17 protein-coding genes are annotated in these 16,717 nt (G+C 39.5%); 15 read left to right on the top strand and 2 right to left on the bottom strand.

Annotation, left to right across the window (positions count from 1 at the left end):
* Nucleotides 1-10 precede the first annotated feature (10 nt).
* Nucleotides 11-715: a hypothetical protein gene (locus tag ACFW0C_RS02965; RefSeq protein WP_378105264.1), complete on the bottom strand. Its 705-nt coding sequence runs from the start codon at nt 713-715 to the stop codon at nt 11-13.
* A 187-nt stretch (nt 716-902) separates the two neighbouring features.
* Here ACFW0C_RS02965 and ACFW0C_RS02960 point away from each other — a divergent pair, with 187 nt between their 5' ends.
* From ACFW0C_RS02960 to ACFW0C_RS02905, 12 genes are all read left to right on the top strand, one after another.
* Nucleotides 903-1,619: a hypothetical protein gene (locus ACFW0C_RS02960; protein WP_378105579.1), complete on the top strand. Its 717-nt coding sequence runs from the start codon at nt 903-905 to the stop codon at nt 1,617-1,619.
* A 47-nt stretch (nt 1,620-1,666) separates the two neighbouring features.
* The gene (locus tag ACFW0C_RS02955; protein WP_378105263.1) at nt 1,667-2,719 is read left to right on the top strand and encodes a D-alanine--D-alanine ligase; all 1,053 of its coding nucleotides are present in this window, start codon (nt 1,667-1,669) and stop codon (nt 2,717-2,719) included.
* Nucleotides 2,720-2,845: 126 nt separating this feature from the next.
* Complete coding sequence (gene murF, locus ACFW0C_RS02950; RefSeq protein ID WP_378105261.1) at nt 2,846-4,246, top strand: UDP-N-acetylmuramoyl-tripeptide--D-alanyl-D-alanine ligase; 1,401 nt, start codon at nt 2,846-2,848, stop codon at nt 4,244-4,246.
* Nucleotides 4,247-4,505: 259 nt separating this feature from the next.
* Nucleotides 4,506-6,041, top strand: a complete 1,536-nt coding sequence (locus ACFW0C_RS02945) for a DEAD/DEAH box helicase (protein WP_378105260.1) — start codon at nt 4,506-4,508, stop codon at nt 6,039-6,041.
* 284 nt (nt 6,042-6,325) lie between these two features.
* Nucleotides 6,326-6,700, top strand: a complete 375-nt coding sequence (acpS, locus tag ACFW0C_RS02940; RefSeq protein ID WP_290490655.1) for a holo-ACP synthase — start codon at nt 6,326-6,328, stop codon at nt 6,698-6,700.
* 301 nt (nt 6,701-7,001) lie between these two features.
* Nucleotides 7,002-8,222, top strand: coding sequence for an ABC transporter ATP-binding protein (locus tag ACFW0C_RS02935; RefSeq protein WP_378105259.1), 1,221 nt, complete (start codon nt 7,002-7,004; stop codon nt 8,220-8,222).
* The gene (locus ACFW0C_RS02930; protein WP_378105257.1) at nt 8,222-8,872 is read left to right on the top strand and encodes an ABC transporter permease; all 651 of its coding nucleotides are present in this window, start codon (nt 8,222-8,224) and stop codon (nt 8,870-8,872) included. The genes ACFW0C_RS02935 and ACFW0C_RS02930 overlap by 1 nt, the downstream gene beginning before the upstream one ends.
* Nucleotides 8,856-9,839, top strand: a complete 984-nt coding sequence (locus tag ACFW0C_RS02925) for an osmoprotectant ABC transporter substrate-binding protein (protein ID WP_378105255.1) — start codon at nt 8,856-8,858, stop codon at nt 9,837-9,839. Before ACFW0C_RS02930 ends, ACFW0C_RS02925 begins: the two co-directional genes overlap by 17 nt.
* Nucleotides 9,839-10,504, top strand: a complete 666-nt coding sequence (locus ACFW0C_RS02920) for an ABC transporter permease (RefSeq protein WP_378105252.1) — start codon at nt 9,839-9,841, stop codon at nt 10,502-10,504. Before ACFW0C_RS02925 ends, ACFW0C_RS02920 begins: the two co-directional genes overlap by 1 nt.
* A gap of 27 nt (nt 10,505-10,531) precedes the next feature.
* Entirely contained in the window at nt 10,532-11,227 is a 696-nt protein-coding gene (locus ACFW0C_RS02915; RefSeq protein WP_378105249.1) for a DUF2179 domain-containing protein, read from the top strand.
* 157 nt (nt 11,228-11,384) lie between these two features.
* Complete coding sequence (locus ACFW0C_RS02910; RefSeq protein ID WP_378105247.1) at nt 11,385-11,879, top strand: QueT transporter family protein; 495 nt, start codon at nt 11,385-11,387, stop codon at nt 11,877-11,879.
* Nucleotides 11,880-11,963: 84 nt separating this feature from the next.
* A complete protein-coding gene (locus ACFW0C_RS02905; protein ID WP_378105246.1) occupies nt 11,964-12,569 on the top strand; it encodes an MBL fold metallo-hydrolase in 606 nt (201 codons plus the stop codon).
* Nucleotides 12,570-12,666: 97 nt separating this feature from the next.
* On the opposite strand, the gene cbpA is transcribed toward ACFW0C_RS02905, so the two are convergent.
* Complete coding sequence (gene cbpA, locus ACFW0C_RS02900) at nt 12,667-13,314, bottom strand: cyclic di-AMP binding protein CbpA (RefSeq protein WP_338192338.1); 648 nt, start codon at nt 13,312-13,314, stop codon at nt 12,667-12,669.
* Nucleotides 13,315-13,516: 202 nt separating this feature from the next.
* Here cbpA and ACFW0C_RS02895 point away from each other — a divergent pair, with 202 nt between their 5' ends.
* The 3 genes from ACFW0C_RS02895 to ACFW0C_RS02885 all read left to right on the top strand — a co-directional run bounded on the left by ACFW0C_RS02895 (nt 13,517) and on the right by ACFW0C_RS02885 (nt 16,182).
* The gene (locus ACFW0C_RS02895; protein ID WP_378105243.1) at nt 13,517-13,744 is read left to right on the top strand and encodes a hypothetical protein; all 228 of its coding nucleotides are present in this window, start codon (nt 13,517-13,519) and stop codon (nt 13,742-13,744) included.
* A gap of 287 nt (nt 13,745-14,031) precedes the next feature.
* Nucleotides 14,032-15,378: a hemolysin family protein gene (locus tag ACFW0C_RS02890; protein ID WP_378105240.1), complete on the top strand. Its 1,347-nt coding sequence runs from the start codon at nt 14,032-14,034 to the stop codon at nt 15,376-15,378.
* 51 nt (nt 15,379-15,429) lie between these two features.
* Nucleotides 15,430-16,182, top strand: a complete 753-nt coding sequence (locus ACFW0C_RS02885; protein WP_378105239.1) for an O-methyltransferase — start codon at nt 15,430-15,432, stop codon at nt 16,180-16,182.
* The last annotated feature ends 535 nt before the right edge of the window (nt 16,183-16,717 follow it).

Genomic DNA, 16,717 nt, shown 5'->3' with positions numbered 1-16,717 from the left:
GAATAGCGTCCTATAAGGATAAAATTGATTTGTGGCCTTGGCTGTATGTGTTCAAGGCTGTTTGGAATTGGTCGAAGGATTTTGTACCGAAATGAGCCAGCAAGTTTTGCCAGTCATTTTGCCATTCTTGCCCTAAAAGTTGGCCGTAGTCTGCGAGTAGATCGGCAATTTCCTCGAATGAATTGGCTTGTAAGATGGCTGCATTCACCCGGTGATAGGAGACTAATGTTGGTGCTGGTAGTCCTAAAAACCGGTGTTCGAATAAGTCTAAAAAGCTAGCGAAGTCGGGCGCTAAAATGCTGACTTGGCCTAAACCGACATCCATATAGGCAATGGCCGGTTCGCCTTTGTCGCTGACTTGACTAAAGTCGAAATAGGCGACGCGGTCGTGGTCTTCGTAAAAGATCATCCCTGTATCTGGAATATTAGGTCGGTGGACGAAGTCATTTTGCCTAGTGATGGACGGGATGTGGTAATCGGCGCCTGGTTTCTGTTCGTACATACCAGCGATATAAGGAATGTAGACGGCGGTAAGCGCGTCTCGACTTGGCCGTTTGCTTGCCACGTAACTGTGTGAGGTATAGCCGCCATTTTGTTGGTTGACCAGATTATGATAAGAAATTGGTAAATCTGCGACAGAATACTGTTTATATATTGGTGATTTAGGTAAATAAGTGTAAAATTGTTTTTGCAATGGAGATGCAATCAAGTGCATGTTGAAAAGCCTCCTTAAAGATTTGACTATCAATCATTGGTATTTTAAAGCTTTTATCTGACGAAAGATAGTGTTTTGAAACGTAATTTGATAAAATATTTACTGGAATAAGAGGTGCACAGCTGTGACAAATGACTATATATACATTTTTACAAACCCTATCTCGAATCAGGTACAATCATTAGGTGTGGGTTTGAAATATTTTACAAGTGCGGTAAATACAGTACCAAATAACTTGTTACTCATCAAGAATCCAAACCATTTAGGTCGTTTTGATGAATTTACCCGTTTCCATATAGTGAGCGGACACGAGGCTGTGAGAGAATTTATTGATGGCCAAGCTAACGAAGTCCAATCCCATACCAAATGGATTGATTTTAAATATGAATCCCTATTCCAGCAGCTATCTGACCAGGAAATTGCGGAGCTCTTATTTTTAGGCCATACGGATGCACCGTTGAACCAGCCGACTTTTTATAAGTTGGGTAACCGATTTACCTTTTTTGGTTCAACCTATCCCAATTCATACCCAACAACTAAAATGTACTACCGAGACATTCATGACTTCTTCAGACAACTAGGCTACGTCTTAGCTGAGAAAGTGACTGAAGACTTACAGGAGCAAAAGCCCATGTTTTTATTCCGTAAGAAGACGGTAATAAAAACAGTCAAGCCAGTCCCCATACCGACCAAGCCAATTTTGGGTCATCTAGCACGGTTAAGTCACGACGGTATCGTGATTACCTTTGAAGGGGCTGATCATGTCGGCGCCAACAAACGTGAATTTCGCGTATACCTCGCTGAAGATAACCCGCGTTTTGTTGAAACAGACAAGGCCTTGCATTTATTATTTGGCAGACTCACCTATGATTTAACAACAGAAACTTGGGACTTCCAAGCATAAAAAACTGATAGATTTTAATACGACAGACAATTGACGGAGGAATTTTCATGGAAATTATCGTTTTATTCGGTGGAAAAAGTGCGGAGCATGATATTTCTATCTTAACTGCAACAGCCATCATGCAAAATATTCAATACGATCGCCATAGCGTAACACCGGTATATATTGACCGCCAAGGCCACTGGTTTAAAGGTACCAACATGACAGAAAAACCAGATGCGCAAGTAAACTTTCAGCTAGACCAAGTGGGCCAAGCGATCGTGCCTACTGATGTTTTGCTAGAAGGCGCTGACCAAATTGTTTTCCCAGCACTACACGGACCAAACGGGGAAGACGGGACCATTCAAGGTTTATTCGAGAGTTTAAACGTGGCTTACGTTGGTGCAGGCGTCTTAGCGTCGGCAGCTGGTATGGATAAGATTGTCTCAAAACACTTGTTCAACCAAGCGGGCTTACCGCAAGTGCCATTTGTGACCTTAACTTCATATGAATGGGAGAAAAACCAGGAAGTAGCTATTGAAAAAGTAACCAGTGAACTGGCCTACCCAGTATTTGTGAAACCAGCTAATATGGGGTCAAGCGTTGGGATATCTGAAGCGAATGATGATGCTTCATTATTAGCAGCCTTAACCTTAGCTTTCCGTTATGACCGCCGTGTTTTAGTTGAAACCAGCGTTCAAAATCCGCGTGAAGTGGAACTGGCAGTCTTGGGGAACGACGAAGTTTTCGTTTCAGTACCTGGTGAATTAGCAAAAGGGCAAGGTTTCTACAACTATGAAGAGAAATACTTGAAAAATACCACTGAGATGATCATTCCGGCAGCGATTGACGAGCCAACGGTGGCGAAATTGCAAGACTATGCACGTAAGGCTTTCCTAGCCTTAGACGGGTCAGGTTTATCGCGGGCGGACTTTTTCCTAACTGAAACTGGTGAAATTTATATTAATGAGGTCAACACCTTACCAGGCTTCACCCAATTCTCGATGTACCCAGCTTTATGGGAAGCGAGCGGCAAATCTTACGCTGATTTATTAGAAGAATTGATTCAATTAGGATTAAGTCGCTATAATAAGAAACAAAGTATTCAGCAGTCACTCTAGTCACTGTAGCAAGTCTGATAGGATACCTTAAATAAGTAGTCTAAATAGTTACTAAATCACAGAAGCGATTACAGCTAAGGCGCTGGATGCAAGAATGAGCGACCTTTAATAGTTAGAGAGGCAAGTATGAAACCCACACAAATTAAAGATATCGTAAAAGCTGTTGAGGCCATTGATTTCACATCAACAGCTCGGTTTACAGAAATTGATTCAGTCGAATTCGATTCACGATTAATTACCCCAGGTGCCCTGTTTGTACCCTTGAAAGGTGCGACAGATGGCCATTCTTATATTGATAAAGCCATTGAGAACGGGGCGGTTGCGGCCTTATGGTCCAACGACCCCAATGAAGCGCCTGTTGGTTTTCCAATTATTCAAGTAGAAGATACCCTGGTTGCTATGCAGGCGTTTGCCAAGGCATACCTAGGGTGGATTAAGCCCAAAGTGGTTGGGATTACCGGTTCTTCTGGGAAGACAACTACCAAAGATATGACGGCAGAAGCCCTATCGACGGCCTTGAAAGTCCACAAGACAAACGGAAATTACAACAATGATATTGGTTTACCTAAAACCATCCTAGATATGCCAGAAGATACAGACGTTATTGTCCTAGAAATGGGTATGTCAGGTGCTGGTGAAATTTCCTTCTTGAGTAAATTGGCGGAACCGGATGTTGTGGTCATTACAATGATTGGGGAAAACCATATCGAATTCCTAGGGTCACGGGAAAATATTGCCAAGGCTAAGTTGGAAATCTTAGATGGCTTGAAAGAAGAAGGGACGTTTATTTATCCAGGGGACGAGCCTTTAATTGTCGACCAAATGCCAACCGATTTAAAGCAATCGACTTTAACAGTAGGCTTAAATGATGATCAAGATATCTTCGCTTTTGATGTGATGATGGACCAATTCCAATCGACCTTCTATACCAATTTGTCACCTGAATTAAAAATGGAAATTCCTTTATCAGGTGGCTATAATGTACAGAACGCCTTATATGCCTTAGGGGTTGCTTACTCATTTGGTTTATCACTGGAGCAAGTTCGTCCTAATTTAGCTGAGTTTTCAATTACGCCTGATCGTGGTTCGTGGGAGCGAGGCATTTTAGATACGCAAATCTTGAACGATACCTACAATGCCAGCCCTTCAGCCATGAAAGCTGTCATCCGCAACTTCTCAGCAATTGCTTCAAAAGGCATGTCTCAAAAGATTTTAGTCTTGGGAGACATGTTAGAACTGGGTGCTTTCTCTGATGAATTGCATAAAGAGATTGCTACTGTGATTGGTTTGAATACCTTCAAGCATGTCTTTTTATATGGACCGCGCATCAAACCCCTAGTGGATGCTTTGCTCGAAAAGGGGATGCATCCAGATTTAATTACCTATATTGAGTCAGACAAGGAAGCCTTGATTGAACAAGTTAAAGCCATTTTGCAGCCAGAGGACAAGGTCTTAGTGAAGGCAAGTAATGGGATGGGCTTAATTGAGGTGGTGGAAGCTTTAAGAATCGCTTCACCTGAAGAATAATAAACCTTAAGCCCCTTCACCACTAATATTAAACTCTAGTGAGATTTGTGCTTTTCGTTTGTACCTCGCCTTTAGATGTGCTATAGTATCCTAGCTTGAGTATGTTTAGAGGAGTAGCGGAGATTCTGCTACTAAAGTAATCAATATCAGTTGGAAATAGTCGAGCCTGATGCATTTGGCATACTCGGCTATTTTTGTTATGTGGAAAGCTTTTTCACAGAGATAAATAGTTCACTCAAGTAGAAAAAGGAGAGACTAGATGAAATTTAATGAAATGAATCTATCAAAGCCACTGCTTCGCGCGATCGAAGAGATGGGTTTTGAGGAAGCAACACCCATCCAAGCACAAACGATTCCAATGGCACTTGAGGGGAAAGATGTCTTTGGACAAGCCCAAACAGGTACTGGTAAAACAGCCGCTTTTGGTTTGCCATTACTAGAAAAAGTTCATGAAACGGGTGGTGTACAAGCCCTAATTATTGAACCAACTCGTGAATTAGCTGTGCAAACAGGTGAAGAATTATACCGCCTTGGTAAATTTAAAGGTATCCACACAACAACTGTATACGGTGGTGCGTCAATCGGACACCAAATCAAATTATTGAAGAAAAACCCACCAGTTGTAATTGGTACACCAGGTCGTATCTTAGACCTTATCAAACGTGGTGTATTGAAATTAAACAATGTGGAAACATTGGTATTAGATGAAGCAGACGAAATGTTGAAAATGGGCTTTGTTGAAGATATCGAATCTATTATTCGTGAATTACCAACAGAACGCCAAACGCTACTTTTCTCTGCAACAGTACCGCAAGAAATCAAACGTATTGCGGATAACTTCATGAAAGACCCAGAAACTGTTCATATCAAAACCAAACAAATGACTGCGGACTTAATTGATCAATATTACACACGTTGCAAAGACTACGAAAAATTCGACTTGTTAACACGTTTTATCGATGTGCATAATCCTGAATTGTCAATCGTTTTCGCTCGTACAAAACGTCGCGTTGACGAAGTGGCACGTGGATTAATTGAACGCGGTTACTCAGCTGAAGGTATCCACGGTGACTTAAGCCAAGATAAACGTTTAGGTGTTTTACGTAACTTCAAAAATGGTAAATTAGATATCTTAGTAGCGACAGACGTTGCTGCACGTGGTTTAGATATTTCAGGCGTAACACATGTTTACAACTTCGATATTCCACAAGACCCTGAATCATATGTTCACCGTATTGGTCGTACAGGTCGTGCTGGTAAAGAAGGTATGTCAGTAACATTCGTTACAGGTAACGAAATGTCTTACTTACGTACAATTGAAGATCTAACCAAGAAACAAATGTCTGCCCTACGTCCACCTACGACACAAGAAGCCTTCCGTGGCCAATTAGCAAATGTAGTTGAAATCGTTAAAGAGTTAACTGAAGTTGACAATACAGACATGTACCAAGATGCGATTACTTACTTATCAGAAAACTATACTGAAGACGAAATTGCCTTAGCATTAGTTCGTTCATTAGTGAAAGATCCTTCTTCTGTAAAAGTAGAAATCACACCAGAACGTCCATTACCAAATCGTAACAAACGTAACTTCCACCGTAATGCGTCAAACCGCAAAAACAATGGTGGCGGAAACCGTGACCGTAACGGTAAAGGCGGCGGCTACAAAGGTGACCGAAAAGGTGGCTACAAAGGTAACGCTAAAGACAAAAACCGTAACAACTATGACCGTAAAAAATCAAACGGTGGTAACAAACAATCAAAAGGCAAATCAGCAGAATTTAAAATTCGTTAGTAAGCTGTTACAAAAGTCGTTTAGACTTGTAACGTGCTGGAACAAAAGCCGAACAAGCACTGTAAGTGTTTAGCGTATTTTGTGAAGTGTCGACCGAGTCTGACGTTTGATGCCCGATGATAGTGCAAGGTTTAAAAGACTCGCATTCAAACCCTTAAAGACTTTCGACCCAATCAAACAGGTAAGTGAGGTTAAATAACTTCATTTGCCTGTTTTTTTGCTTCTCATAAAGGTGCAGTTTTGTGATAAATAGGCTAAAATATAAGTAAATAGTTATTTAATAGATGATAGGAAGAGGTCCCATGATTATTGGTTTAGGAACAGATTTAGTTGAAACTGCACGGATTAAGGAGGCGATTGCCAACAACGCACGTTTTGTCGGTAAATTACTCACAGATCAAGAACTGAGCACTTATCAAGAGATTCATAATGAAAAACGGCAGATAGAGTTTATTGCTGGCCGTTGGGCCGCCAAAGAAGCTTTCGCCAAAGCATACGGAACAGGTATTTCAAGTCAGCTGCATTTTCACGATATTGAAGTCTCTAACGATGACCAACGTAAACCCCTCATTATTTGCAATAAGGTCACAAGTCCGATTCATATCACCATCAGCCATACCGACCACTATGCGACCGCAACTGTCATCATTGAAGCGTAACTAGTAAAAGATGAAACTCAACCATCTTTTCGCATAATAAATACTAGATAGAACAGTTTTCACTATTTTTACATTTCAAGTATACAAAAATTGTATATTTAAAAATTCAATTTTTAGTCATTAAAAAGGCGAACAATTCCTTATAACTTATACAATGTTATTGTAAAGTTAACTTCTTACAAAAGTGGATTTGTCGCCTTTTTGTCCAATAAATCGATATATATTTGGTCATCTTTTCAAATTTTGATAGAGTTAAAAGAGACTTTTTCTATAAAAAGGCAAAAATTAGGAGGATTAAGTAATGATAGAATTCAAAAATGTCGAAAAGGTATATCCAGGGGGCACAACCGCTGTAAAAGATGCCTCTTTGACAATTGATGATGGTGAGTTTGTATGTTTCATTGGGACTTCGGGTTCTGGTAAGACAACAGCGCTACGGATGATTAACCGTATGCACGATCCATCAAGCGGGGAAATTCTGATTGACGGCGAAGCAACAACTTCAAAAGATCCAGTAGAATTACGCCGCGGAATTGGCTATGTAATCCAACAAACAGGATTAATGCCACATATGACTGTATACGACAACATCGTAACGGTACCTCGCTTACTAAAATGGGATGAGAAGAAGAACAGAGATATCGCAGAACGTTTAATGAACCGTGTTGAATTACCTGTAGAATACTTAGACCGCTACCCAAGCGAGTTATCAGGTGGACAACAACAACGTATCGGGGTTATTCGTGCCTTAGCAGCCAATCCAAAAATCGTTTTGATGGATGAGCCATTTGGTGCCTTAGACCCAATTACCCGTGATGCATTACAAGAATTGGTAAAAGAACTACAAGTAGAATTTGGTTCAACTTTCGTATTCGTAACACATGATATGGATGAAGCCCTAAACTTAGCTGACCGTATTGCGGTATGGCATGAAGGTGACTTGATTCAATATGATACACCAGATGAAATCTTACGAAACCCTGCTAATGAACATGTACGTGGTTTCTTAGGTGAAGACCGCTTAATGCAAGCGCAAACTGATTTCATTACGGTAAAAGAAATTATGATTACTACACCGTTAACAGCTACTTTAGGTATGTCTTTAGGTAAAGCCATTACCATCATGCGTGACAACCATGTCGATTCATTATTTGTTATCGATGATGACCACCACTTAAAAGGGTTATTAACATTAAATGACGTGGTTTCACGTGGTGCAAACACAAGCTTATCGGTAGCTGACGTAATGCATACAAATCTACGTCCAGTATATGAAGATGCCTTAGTGCAAGATACAACAACACAAATTCTAAAAGGGCGTATTCCAAACATGCCGGTTGTTGACCGTGCTGGTCGTTTGACTGGACTGGTTACACGTTCAGCCTTAGTAAACCTTGTTTACAACTCAATTTGGGGTGACGAGGAAGAAATTGACAAGTTAACTGATGAACCCGTATTTGAAAATGCAGAATCACCAGCAGTTCACCCAGTTGATGCGACTACTGAAGGAGCTGATAAATAATGCAAGAGTTTATTGCCAGCCAAGGTAGTGAAGTCATTCGCCTACTTTGGGAGCATATTTACATGTCCCTGATTTCCTTAGGATTAGGTGTTATTGTGGCTGTACCTTTAGGTATCTTCCTTTCACAAGTACCAAAGGTAGCCAATGTCGTGATTTCTATTGTGTCAGTTATGCAAACAATTCCAACGCTAGCGCTTTTAGCTTTAATGATTCCCTTCCTAGGTGTTGGTAAGGTGCCGGCAATTGTCGCCTTATTTATCTACTCGCTATTACCGATTCTCCGTAATACATACTTAGGGATGTCAAACGTAAACCCAGACTTATTAGATGCCGCTAAAGGGATGGGGTTGAAACGAATGCAAATTATTCGCCAAGTACAACTACCACTTGCGGTACCAGTTATTATGGCCGGTATCCGTCTATCAACTGTTTACGTTATCGCATGGACAACACTAGCTTCTTATATCGGTGGTGGTGGTCTAGGGGACATGATTTTTAATGGATTGAACCTATTTAGACCAGACTTAATTTTAGGTGGTACGATTCCTGTAACCATCCTTGCGGTCGTTGTTGATTTAGTGATGGCACGAATAGAGGAATGGGTTACACCAACAACCTCTTCTAAGAAAGGAGATGAATCACTTGCGTAAAATGAAATATCTTAAGACATCCATTGTTGCTGTCTTATCGACAATTATTTTAACAGCTTGTTCATTACCTGGATTAGGTGGGTCATCTGAAAACGGGATTTCCATTGTTTCTGGGTCAACAACAGAACGTCTAATCTTAGGGCATATCGTTGAAGGTATGGTTAACCATTATACGGATGCACCAACAAATATTATTCCTAATTTAGGGTCATCAACGATGAACCATCAAGCGCTTGAAACAGGTGATGCCAATGTATCAGCGGTAAACTATACCGGGACATCACTAACAGGTGAATTAGGTTTGGAAGCTGAAACTGATCCAGAGGTGGCCTTAGATACAGTTGTATCAGAATTCGAGTCGCAATTCGATATGCATTGGTATACACCTGGTTATGGTTTTGCCAACACATATGCCTTCATGGTTCGCCGTGAAGATGCAGAAGAATATGGTTTAGAAACGGTATCTGATCTAGAAGAGTACGTTGACGAATTTTCAGTTGGGGTAGATAATACTTGGTTAAACCGTGAAGGGGATGGTTACGATGCCTTCAAAGAAGTTTACGGCTTTGAATTTTCTGAATTATACCCAATGACAATCGGTTTGGTTTATTCAGCGGTATCTTCTGGTGAAGTAGACGTTGTATTAGGTTACTCTACTGATGGTCGAATTATTTCCGAAGACTTAGTTGTACTCGAGGATGATAAACGTCTTTTCCCACCATATGATGGGGCACCAGTTGCAACTAATGAAGCGCGCGAGGAGTTTCCAGAATTGGATGGTATCTTCCAAAAATTAGCTAATACAATTTCTGACGAAACGATGCAAGAACTAAACTTCCAAAGTGACCAATACTTACTTGAACCACAAATCGTGGCAGAACGCTTTTTAGAAGAAAATAACTATTTCGAAGATGCAGAACCCTTTATTGAACCAGTGTCGCAAGATAATTTAGGAGGTGAAGAATAATGGTGGACGTTACACAATTAAACTTATTTGAGCAAATCGTTTATTACTTCCAGCAAAATGGGATGTACCTATTATCCCAATTCTTCCGCCAACTATTGATGACCTCTTACGGGGTAGTCTTTGCAATCATGGTGGCCGTACCATTAGGTTTCTTTATCGCCCACAAACGTAAAACGTCTGGCTTTATCTTAGGTTTAGCCAATATTATTCAAACTGTGCCGAACTTAGCTTTACTTTCAGTAGTGATGTTAGTGATGGGTCTAGGACCTAACTTGGTTGTATTTACCATTTTCCTATACTCAATCTTACCAATTCTACGAAATACTTATACCGGTGTTATCAGTGTAGATGATACAATGGTAGATGTTGGTAAAGGGATGGGGATGACCCCTTGGCAAGTGATTTATAAAGTTGAACTGCCACTAGCACTTTCAGTGATCATGGGTGGTATCCGTAATGCCTTTATTACAGGTATCGGGATTTCTACAATCGGTACATTCGTTGGTGCCGGTGGACTTGGTGACGTCTTGCAACGTGGTGTAAATGCTTCAGATGGTACATCAATCATCATCGCAGCAGTTATTCCAATCTCACTTATGTCAATCCTAGCTGACTGGTTGTTAGGACTAATTGAGAAACGATTAGACCCGTCATCAACTAAATAATCTAGCAATAAATGAAAGGATGAGTCTATGGATTGGAGCTTACTACTACAAATCTTTCTCATCAACTTGATATACATCATGTTGAATACCATTCGGACCCTATTGACCATGCGTGGTTATCAAAAAATTGCGCCAATCATAGCCGTTGTAGAGGTAACGGTTTATACATTAGGGCTATCCATGGTAATGCAATACCTATCAAATCCAATTTACCTAATCGTCTACGCATTAGGATTCGGTGTAGGGATTTATTGCGGGATGATGATTGAAAGCAAGCTCGCGCTGGGCTACTCAGTAGTCGAAGTTTACGTGCAAAATGACGACCATACTCTAGCTAACGCCTTACGTGAACGTGGCTACGGGGTAACCATTCAAGTAGGTTACGGCCGTGACGGTGACCGGTTGATCTTAACGATCCTGACACCGCGGTCAAATGAAATCTATTTGCACCGGACTATTGATGAAATTGACCCCAAAGCATTCTACCTATCTTATGATGCCAAATATATCCACGGCGGTTTCTGGTCTAAACGGGTAAACCCGCGTTTGATCAAACGATCAAAATTAAAAGATCAACAAACCGACAATATTGTGGTTGAAGAGGTAGAATCAAGAGAAGAATATGTAGAAGAATCAAGTTACTTATTCGAAGAAGAGGTCAACCAAGCAACAAAAGACCCTTCAACTAAACAAGATTCTGATGAAAACTCAGGTAAAGAATAGGTAGTACAACAAAAAGCAGTGATTGACAAAAAAGTCAGTCACTGCTTTTTTATAGGCAAAATAGCGCTATTCCTATCTTGTATTATTGTCAAAGTTACTGTATTTTTATAACTGTTGTTCGCAACCATCCAACAGAAAAAAACTAGGAGGCATTTTTATGAAAACAAGAAAACTGGTGAACTCAGCTATGATCACCGCGATTTACATCGTTTTGATGTATTTCGTTCAACCTTTAGGATTCGGCGCCATTCAATTCCGCGTATCAGAGGGCTTGAACCACTTAGCCGTTTTTCACAAAGACTATAAATGGGGCGTCGTATTGGGGGTCTTCCTATCTAACCTAATGTTCTCGGCATCTCTAGGTATTTACGATATCGTATTTGGGACACTGCACACTTTGCTATCATTCTTAGTGGCCGAGTACCTATTCAGATTCGCTAAAGACACCAAACAACGCATGATCATCCTCAGTCTGGTCTTCTCAGTCATGATCTTCATCATCGCGCTAGAATTATTCTGGGTGATCCAACTTCCATTCTGGTTGACATACTTTACTACGTTCTTAAGTGAAATCATCATTATGGGGATCACCGCACCATTATTCTACTACTTAGACAAACGCCTAAACTTCAGAAAATTGATGGAAGGGTAATTGTTTGTCCTTTAGAGGGTTGATTGCTAAAATATGTAAAGAAAGACACTATGTGACCGTCTAATAAAGGTGGAGGGATAACGGATGCATGTATATCAATTAACAGTAGGACCTGTCCAAGAACATCCTTACTTTATCGTCAAAGACAACAAGGATACACTGATCATTGATCCTGGGGACCAAACAGAAACAATTGAAGAACTGATCGCAGAAAACCAGTTAAATCCAGTGGCGATTCTCTTGACCCACGCCCATTTCGATCACATCGGTGCCGTAGAAGACATTCGCGAGCGGTATAACATTGATGTATGGCAACATATCATCGAAGCCGACTGGTTGAAAGACAAGCAAACCAGAATACCTAAAACCCATACCCATTATTGGGACAAAATGGGGCAACAATCCGTTGCTGGCTTCACTTTTAAAACTGCACACGTACCAGGGCATTCCCCAGGATCCGTTGTATATATTTTTGAGGAAGACGGCTTCGTCGTTGCTGGCGATACCTTATTCAAAGGGACGATTGGCCGAACTGACTTAGATCACGGTGACAAAGATGCATTAATTAGTGGTATCAAGCGTCATCTGTTGACCTTACCGGATGAATTGCAAGTTCTTCCAGGACATGGTGAAATTACTACAATTGGTCAGGAAAAGGCGACCAATCCATTTTTACAAGGCAATCTTTAAAATAAAAACAATCATTATATAAGCAAAGAAAAACCTAGTCCATTGACGCCATTACGGTAGTCAAAGGGCTAGGTTTTCTTGTGTCTAAATGCACACCTTAGCTTAAGGCGATTGATTTAGTATTACCAACAGAAAGAATCTTATAATTCTTCCGTTCAATCCTTGAGATAATTTTCTCAAGCGATTGATGTGAACAGTCACCTTTTAATGAAATGATGATATTCGATAAGTCAGTTTTCGGATCAACAGTCGTAACCACCGTATTGATAGAAGCAAAGCGACCGATAATACGGGAAATGACTGCTAAAGCACCTTGGTCTTCTTGGTTTGCTTGAATCGTTAAGACAAAACCGTCCTCATCCAAAGACCAAGCCTTGAACAAACCGCGCTCATAAGCACGGTGAGTCAGGATGCCATAGAAGGTATGGTCTTCGTTCAAGACACTGATATAAGGTAGGTCCCGAATGGCAAAGATGGTTTGGAAAAGGGTTGAATTGGTATAGATGTATTTCGTTGCATTCTTTAAATGGTGGGTAACCGATACGTCTAAAGACTCGCCATTTAAAAGTCTCTTGTAAATGTGTTGTCGGTAAATGTTTCCGCGATACATCGTTCCGGACTGACTTAAGATCGGCAGGGACCGGAAATTATATTCTTTCATAATGTCTAAGGCTTCTTGTAAGGTATTCGCCTCGGTGACATATTTAACGTCCTCCCGCTTGATACTTAGTTCCCGGATGTTCATATGTATGACCTCGCTCTTTCATTATATTCATATTCGACCCAATTATAACATAAGAATGGCAAAATCATGCTAAAGATTATAGTAAGGTTAGAAGGTTGCGAAAATTGTTGCAGGTAATGTACAAGGTTTTGCATGGGCAGCATCTAAAAGTACGTCGAATATTCAATTCTACGTAAGCGAAATCCCTACAATTTAGGTACCAGTGGACCATCCATTCGCCTTAACTGATGTACCTCACGTACAAAATTACATCAAAGCTTACGATGATAAAGACTTCAACTTAGATATTTTATTAGAAAAAATAGCGCAAGGTTCTCAAGTATTCAAAGGTGTGGACCAAGTGGATTCATTCACTGTTTTCGAAGATACGCGTTACGCTTCAGCTGACATATATGCTAATGATTTTAACCTAGCTAAAACTATACAATAATCAAAAGAATCTCTAAAATATTTAAACACCTGCATGCGTGTGGGGCCTTTTTTGATTTAACAGAATTAGAATCTGTAAAAATGAGGGATATTTTTTCTCTACAATTTTTTTTAATTTTCTTGGTTTTGTATTCTTGCAAAACAGTTAATCAAAAATGCTTGGAAACAGGATGAGATCCGCAATCTTTAACCATACTTATAAGTTGAATCTTGCCTTTTAAACCTAGGGGTTGTATACTAAAATCAGATTATTGTACATACATATAATAAAGGAGAGAATTCGACATTATGGGAGATCCTGGGTCCTCAAACGTAGGTGGACAGATATTATTAATTATTATTTTAACATTGGTGAATGCCTTCCTGGCAGGGGCTGAAATGGCCTTTGTATCTGTGAACCATTCAAAACTAGAAACTATGGCAGAAGAAGGAGATGTAAAATCCCAAAAAGTAATAAAACTTCTTGAAAACTCTGATGATTTCTTATCAACGATTCAAGTAGGGATTACTTTTGCTGGTTTCTTCTCGTCTGCAGCGGCGTCTACTACCTTCGTTTCTTATTTAGAACCGTATCTATCTGGTATTCCAGCAGGTGAGACAATTGCTACAGCAGCTGTAACCTTAATCTTGTCATACTTTACATTAGTACTAGGTGAGCTATATCCAAAACAATTAGCTTTACAAGTGCCTGAATCGTATGCACGACAATCAGCTGGTATTATTTCGGTGTTAAAAACATTCTTCAAACCTTTCGTATGGTTGCTAACAGCGTCAACAAATATATTGAAGAAAATCACTCCACTCGAGTTTTCTGAAGACAGCCAACAATTTACTCGTGAAGAAATTCAAGGGATTATTAATTCCTCACGTCGTGAAGGTGTAATTGATAGTGACGAGTTCCAAATGATGCAAGGTGTATTATCCTTGGATACCAAATTAGCTAGAGAGGTAATGACTCCTCGTACAGATACCTTTATGGTAGATATTGAAGATGACAACCAAGAAATCGTAAATGAAATCTTAAGCTCACAATATTCTCGTGTGCCAGTCTTTAAAGATGATAAAGATAACATTGTTGGGATTATCCATACAAAAGATATTTTACGTGAAGCGCGTAAGGTAGGTTTTGAAAATATCGAAATTGCCAACGTTGTTAAACCAGCTTTCTTTGCACCGGAAACAAGCTTTATTGATGATTTACTATTCGACTTTAAGAAAAATCACCAACACATGGCCATAATCAAAGATGAATATAATGGTGTAGTTGGTTTAGTTACCCTAGAAGACTTAATCGAAGAAATCGTCGGCGATATTGAAGACGAGTATGATGAAATTTCACATCTTTACAAACGCATCAATGATACTACCTACATCATCAATGGAATCATGCCAATCGATAAGTTTAACCAATTATTTAAAACAAGCGTAGAATCCGATGAGTCAGATACCATTGCAGGTTACATGATTGAAATTTTAGGTTACTTCCCTGAAGACCGAGCGGAAGAAGTGATCCGAATCGAAAATTATAAGCTAATGACCACTGCAGTAGAAAATGGCCGTATCCGTGGTATCCAAGTTAAGAAGTTAGATATCGATGAATTAGCTGAAGAAGAAGTAGAAGAAGAAAAGAAATAGCATTAAAAAGTTCGGAATCTTTCCGGACTTTTTTCAACTAAAGGAGTAAATATGACTGAAGCAAATCAAGCAAATCAAGTAAATGAAACGAAAGAAAAAATAGTGCAAAATGAAATGATGGACCGCCCAGTAGTAGAAGCAGGTGTATTAAACTTCATGCGCACTGGACAAAATGACTTTCCAACACCACTAAAAGAATTAGAAGATTATGCTCATGAAAACCGCGTACCAGTAATCCCTCATGAAACAGCAGTTTTCTTAGATTTTCTATTAAGTGTTAAACAACCAAGGAAAATACTAGAAATCGGTATGGCCATCGGATTCTCTGGATCATTAATGGTTTATGACCATCCTGAAAGAAGCTTAGATACCATCGATCGTTATGACAAAATGATTGCTGCTGCTAAAGTTAACTTTGAAAAATTAGGTGTAGCAGACCAAGTGACTATCCATGAAGGTGACGCTAAAGATGTATTGCCAACTCTAGAAACTAAATATGACTTTGCCTTATTAGATTCAGCGAAAGCAAAATACTTCGACTTCTTCCCGTTAATCATGGACCGACTAGAAGTTGGTGGCATCTTGATGATTGACGATATCTTCCAAGGTGGTACAGTCTTTAATGAATTGGACACTATTCCAAAACGAGTGCGTAAAATCCATAAAAAATTAAACCTACTTTTAGAGGAAGTGGTGGGTCATCCAAATTTAAAAACCTCTGTCTTACCTCTAGGTGATGGTGTCTTACTTGTAGAAAAAATTGATGATACAGATTTCTCTTACTTGTTAGAGAAAAACTTCTAAGAAATAATATAGATAGAAATTAAGTCGTGGATGAACTTCATGGCTTTTTTTCTTAACTTAAAAGTTGAGAAGGGAAAATTTGTCAAATATTTTTAATTCTAAACCATTGACTTTGATGAAATAGGATGGTAATATAAATAACCAATAGCGGAGACGACATTGTGCGTTAAATACTATTGAAAAATAAATATTGACTTGGATTTAAACTTGAGTTACTATGTAAAAGTTGCTTGTTGATATGACCTCAAGTCAAGTGATATGATATTCAAGTCGTCAACACGACATCGTTTGTATAAAATAGCAAAAAACTTTTTGTTGACAAACATCGAATGAAGATGATATGATATACGAGTTGCTAATGAAGCAACGAGATAGACCTTTGAAAACTGAACAAAGAAGACAAACCAAAAATTGTGTATGGAATCATTTGATTCCAACAGTTAAAAGTAGTGAGAACTACTATAAATAAGTCAGCAAACTTTAATGAGCAATCAAGCTCATGAAAATCTTTCATGAGAGTTTGATCCTGGCTCAG

This window comes from Aerococcus sp. NPDC058936, from assembly GCF_042741995.1.
GTDB lineage: Bacteria > Bacillota > Bacilli > Lactobacillales > Aerococcaceae > Aerococcus.
This window is presented reverse-complemented; position numbering and strand designations above follow the sequence as displayed.

Excerpts from the sequence above, each read along its gene's own strand:
- ACFW0C_RS02965 (WP_378105264.1), bottom strand. The coding sequence starts at position 715 with ATGCACTTGATTGCATCTCCATTGCAAAAACAATTTTACACTTATTTA.
- ACFW0C_RS02955 (WP_378105263.1), top strand. The coding sequence starts at position 1,667 with ATGGAAATTATCGTTTTATTCGGTGGAAAAAGTGCGGAGCATGATATT.
- murF (WP_378105261.1), top strand. The coding sequence starts at position 2,846 with ATGAAACCCACACAAATTAAAGATATCGTAAAAGCTGTTGAGGCCATT.
- ACFW0C_RS02945 (WP_378105260.1), top strand. The coding sequence starts at position 4,506 with ATGAAATTTAATGAAATGAATCTATCAAAGCCACTGCTTCGCGCGATC.
- acpS (WP_290490655.1), top strand. The coding sequence starts at position 6,326 with ATGATAGGAAGAGGTCCCATGATTATTGGTTTAGGAACAGATTTAGTT.
- ACFW0C_RS02935 (WP_378105259.1), top strand. The coding sequence starts at position 7,002 with ATGATAGAATTCAAAAATGTCGAAAAGGTATATCCAGGGGGCACAACC.
- ACFW0C_RS02930 (WP_378105257.1), top strand. The coding sequence starts at position 8,222 with ATGCAAGAGTTTATTGCCAGCCAAGGTAGTGAAGTCATTCGCCTACTT.
- ACFW0C_RS02925 (WP_378105255.1), top strand. The coding sequence starts at position 8,856 with ATGAATCACTTGCGTAAAATGAAATATCTTAAGACATCCATTGTTGCT.
- ACFW0C_RS02920 (WP_378105252.1), top strand. The coding sequence starts at position 9,839 with ATGGTGGACGTTACACAATTAAACTTATTTGAGCAAATCGTTTATTAC.
- ACFW0C_RS02915 (WP_378105249.1), top strand. The coding sequence starts at position 10,532 with ATGGATTGGAGCTTACTACTACAAATCTTTCTCATCAACTTGATATAC.
- ACFW0C_RS02910 (WP_378105247.1), top strand. The coding sequence starts at position 11,385 with ATGAAAACAAGAAAACTGGTGAACTCAGCTATGATCACCGCGATTTAC.
- ACFW0C_RS02905 (WP_378105246.1), top strand. The coding sequence starts at position 11,964 with ATGCATGTATATCAATTAACAGTAGGACCTGTCCAAGAACATCCTTAC.
- cbpA (WP_338192338.1), bottom strand. The coding sequence starts at position 13,314 with ATGAACATCCGGGAACTAAGTATCAAGCGGGAGGACGTTAAATATGTC.
- ACFW0C_RS02890 (WP_378105240.1), top strand. The coding sequence starts at position 14,032 with ATGGGAGATCCTGGGTCCTCAAACGTAGGTGGACAGATATTATTAATT.
- ACFW0C_RS02885 (WP_378105239.1), top strand. The coding sequence starts at position 15,430 with ATGACTGAAGCAAATCAAGCAAATCAAGTAAATGAAACGAAAGAAAAA.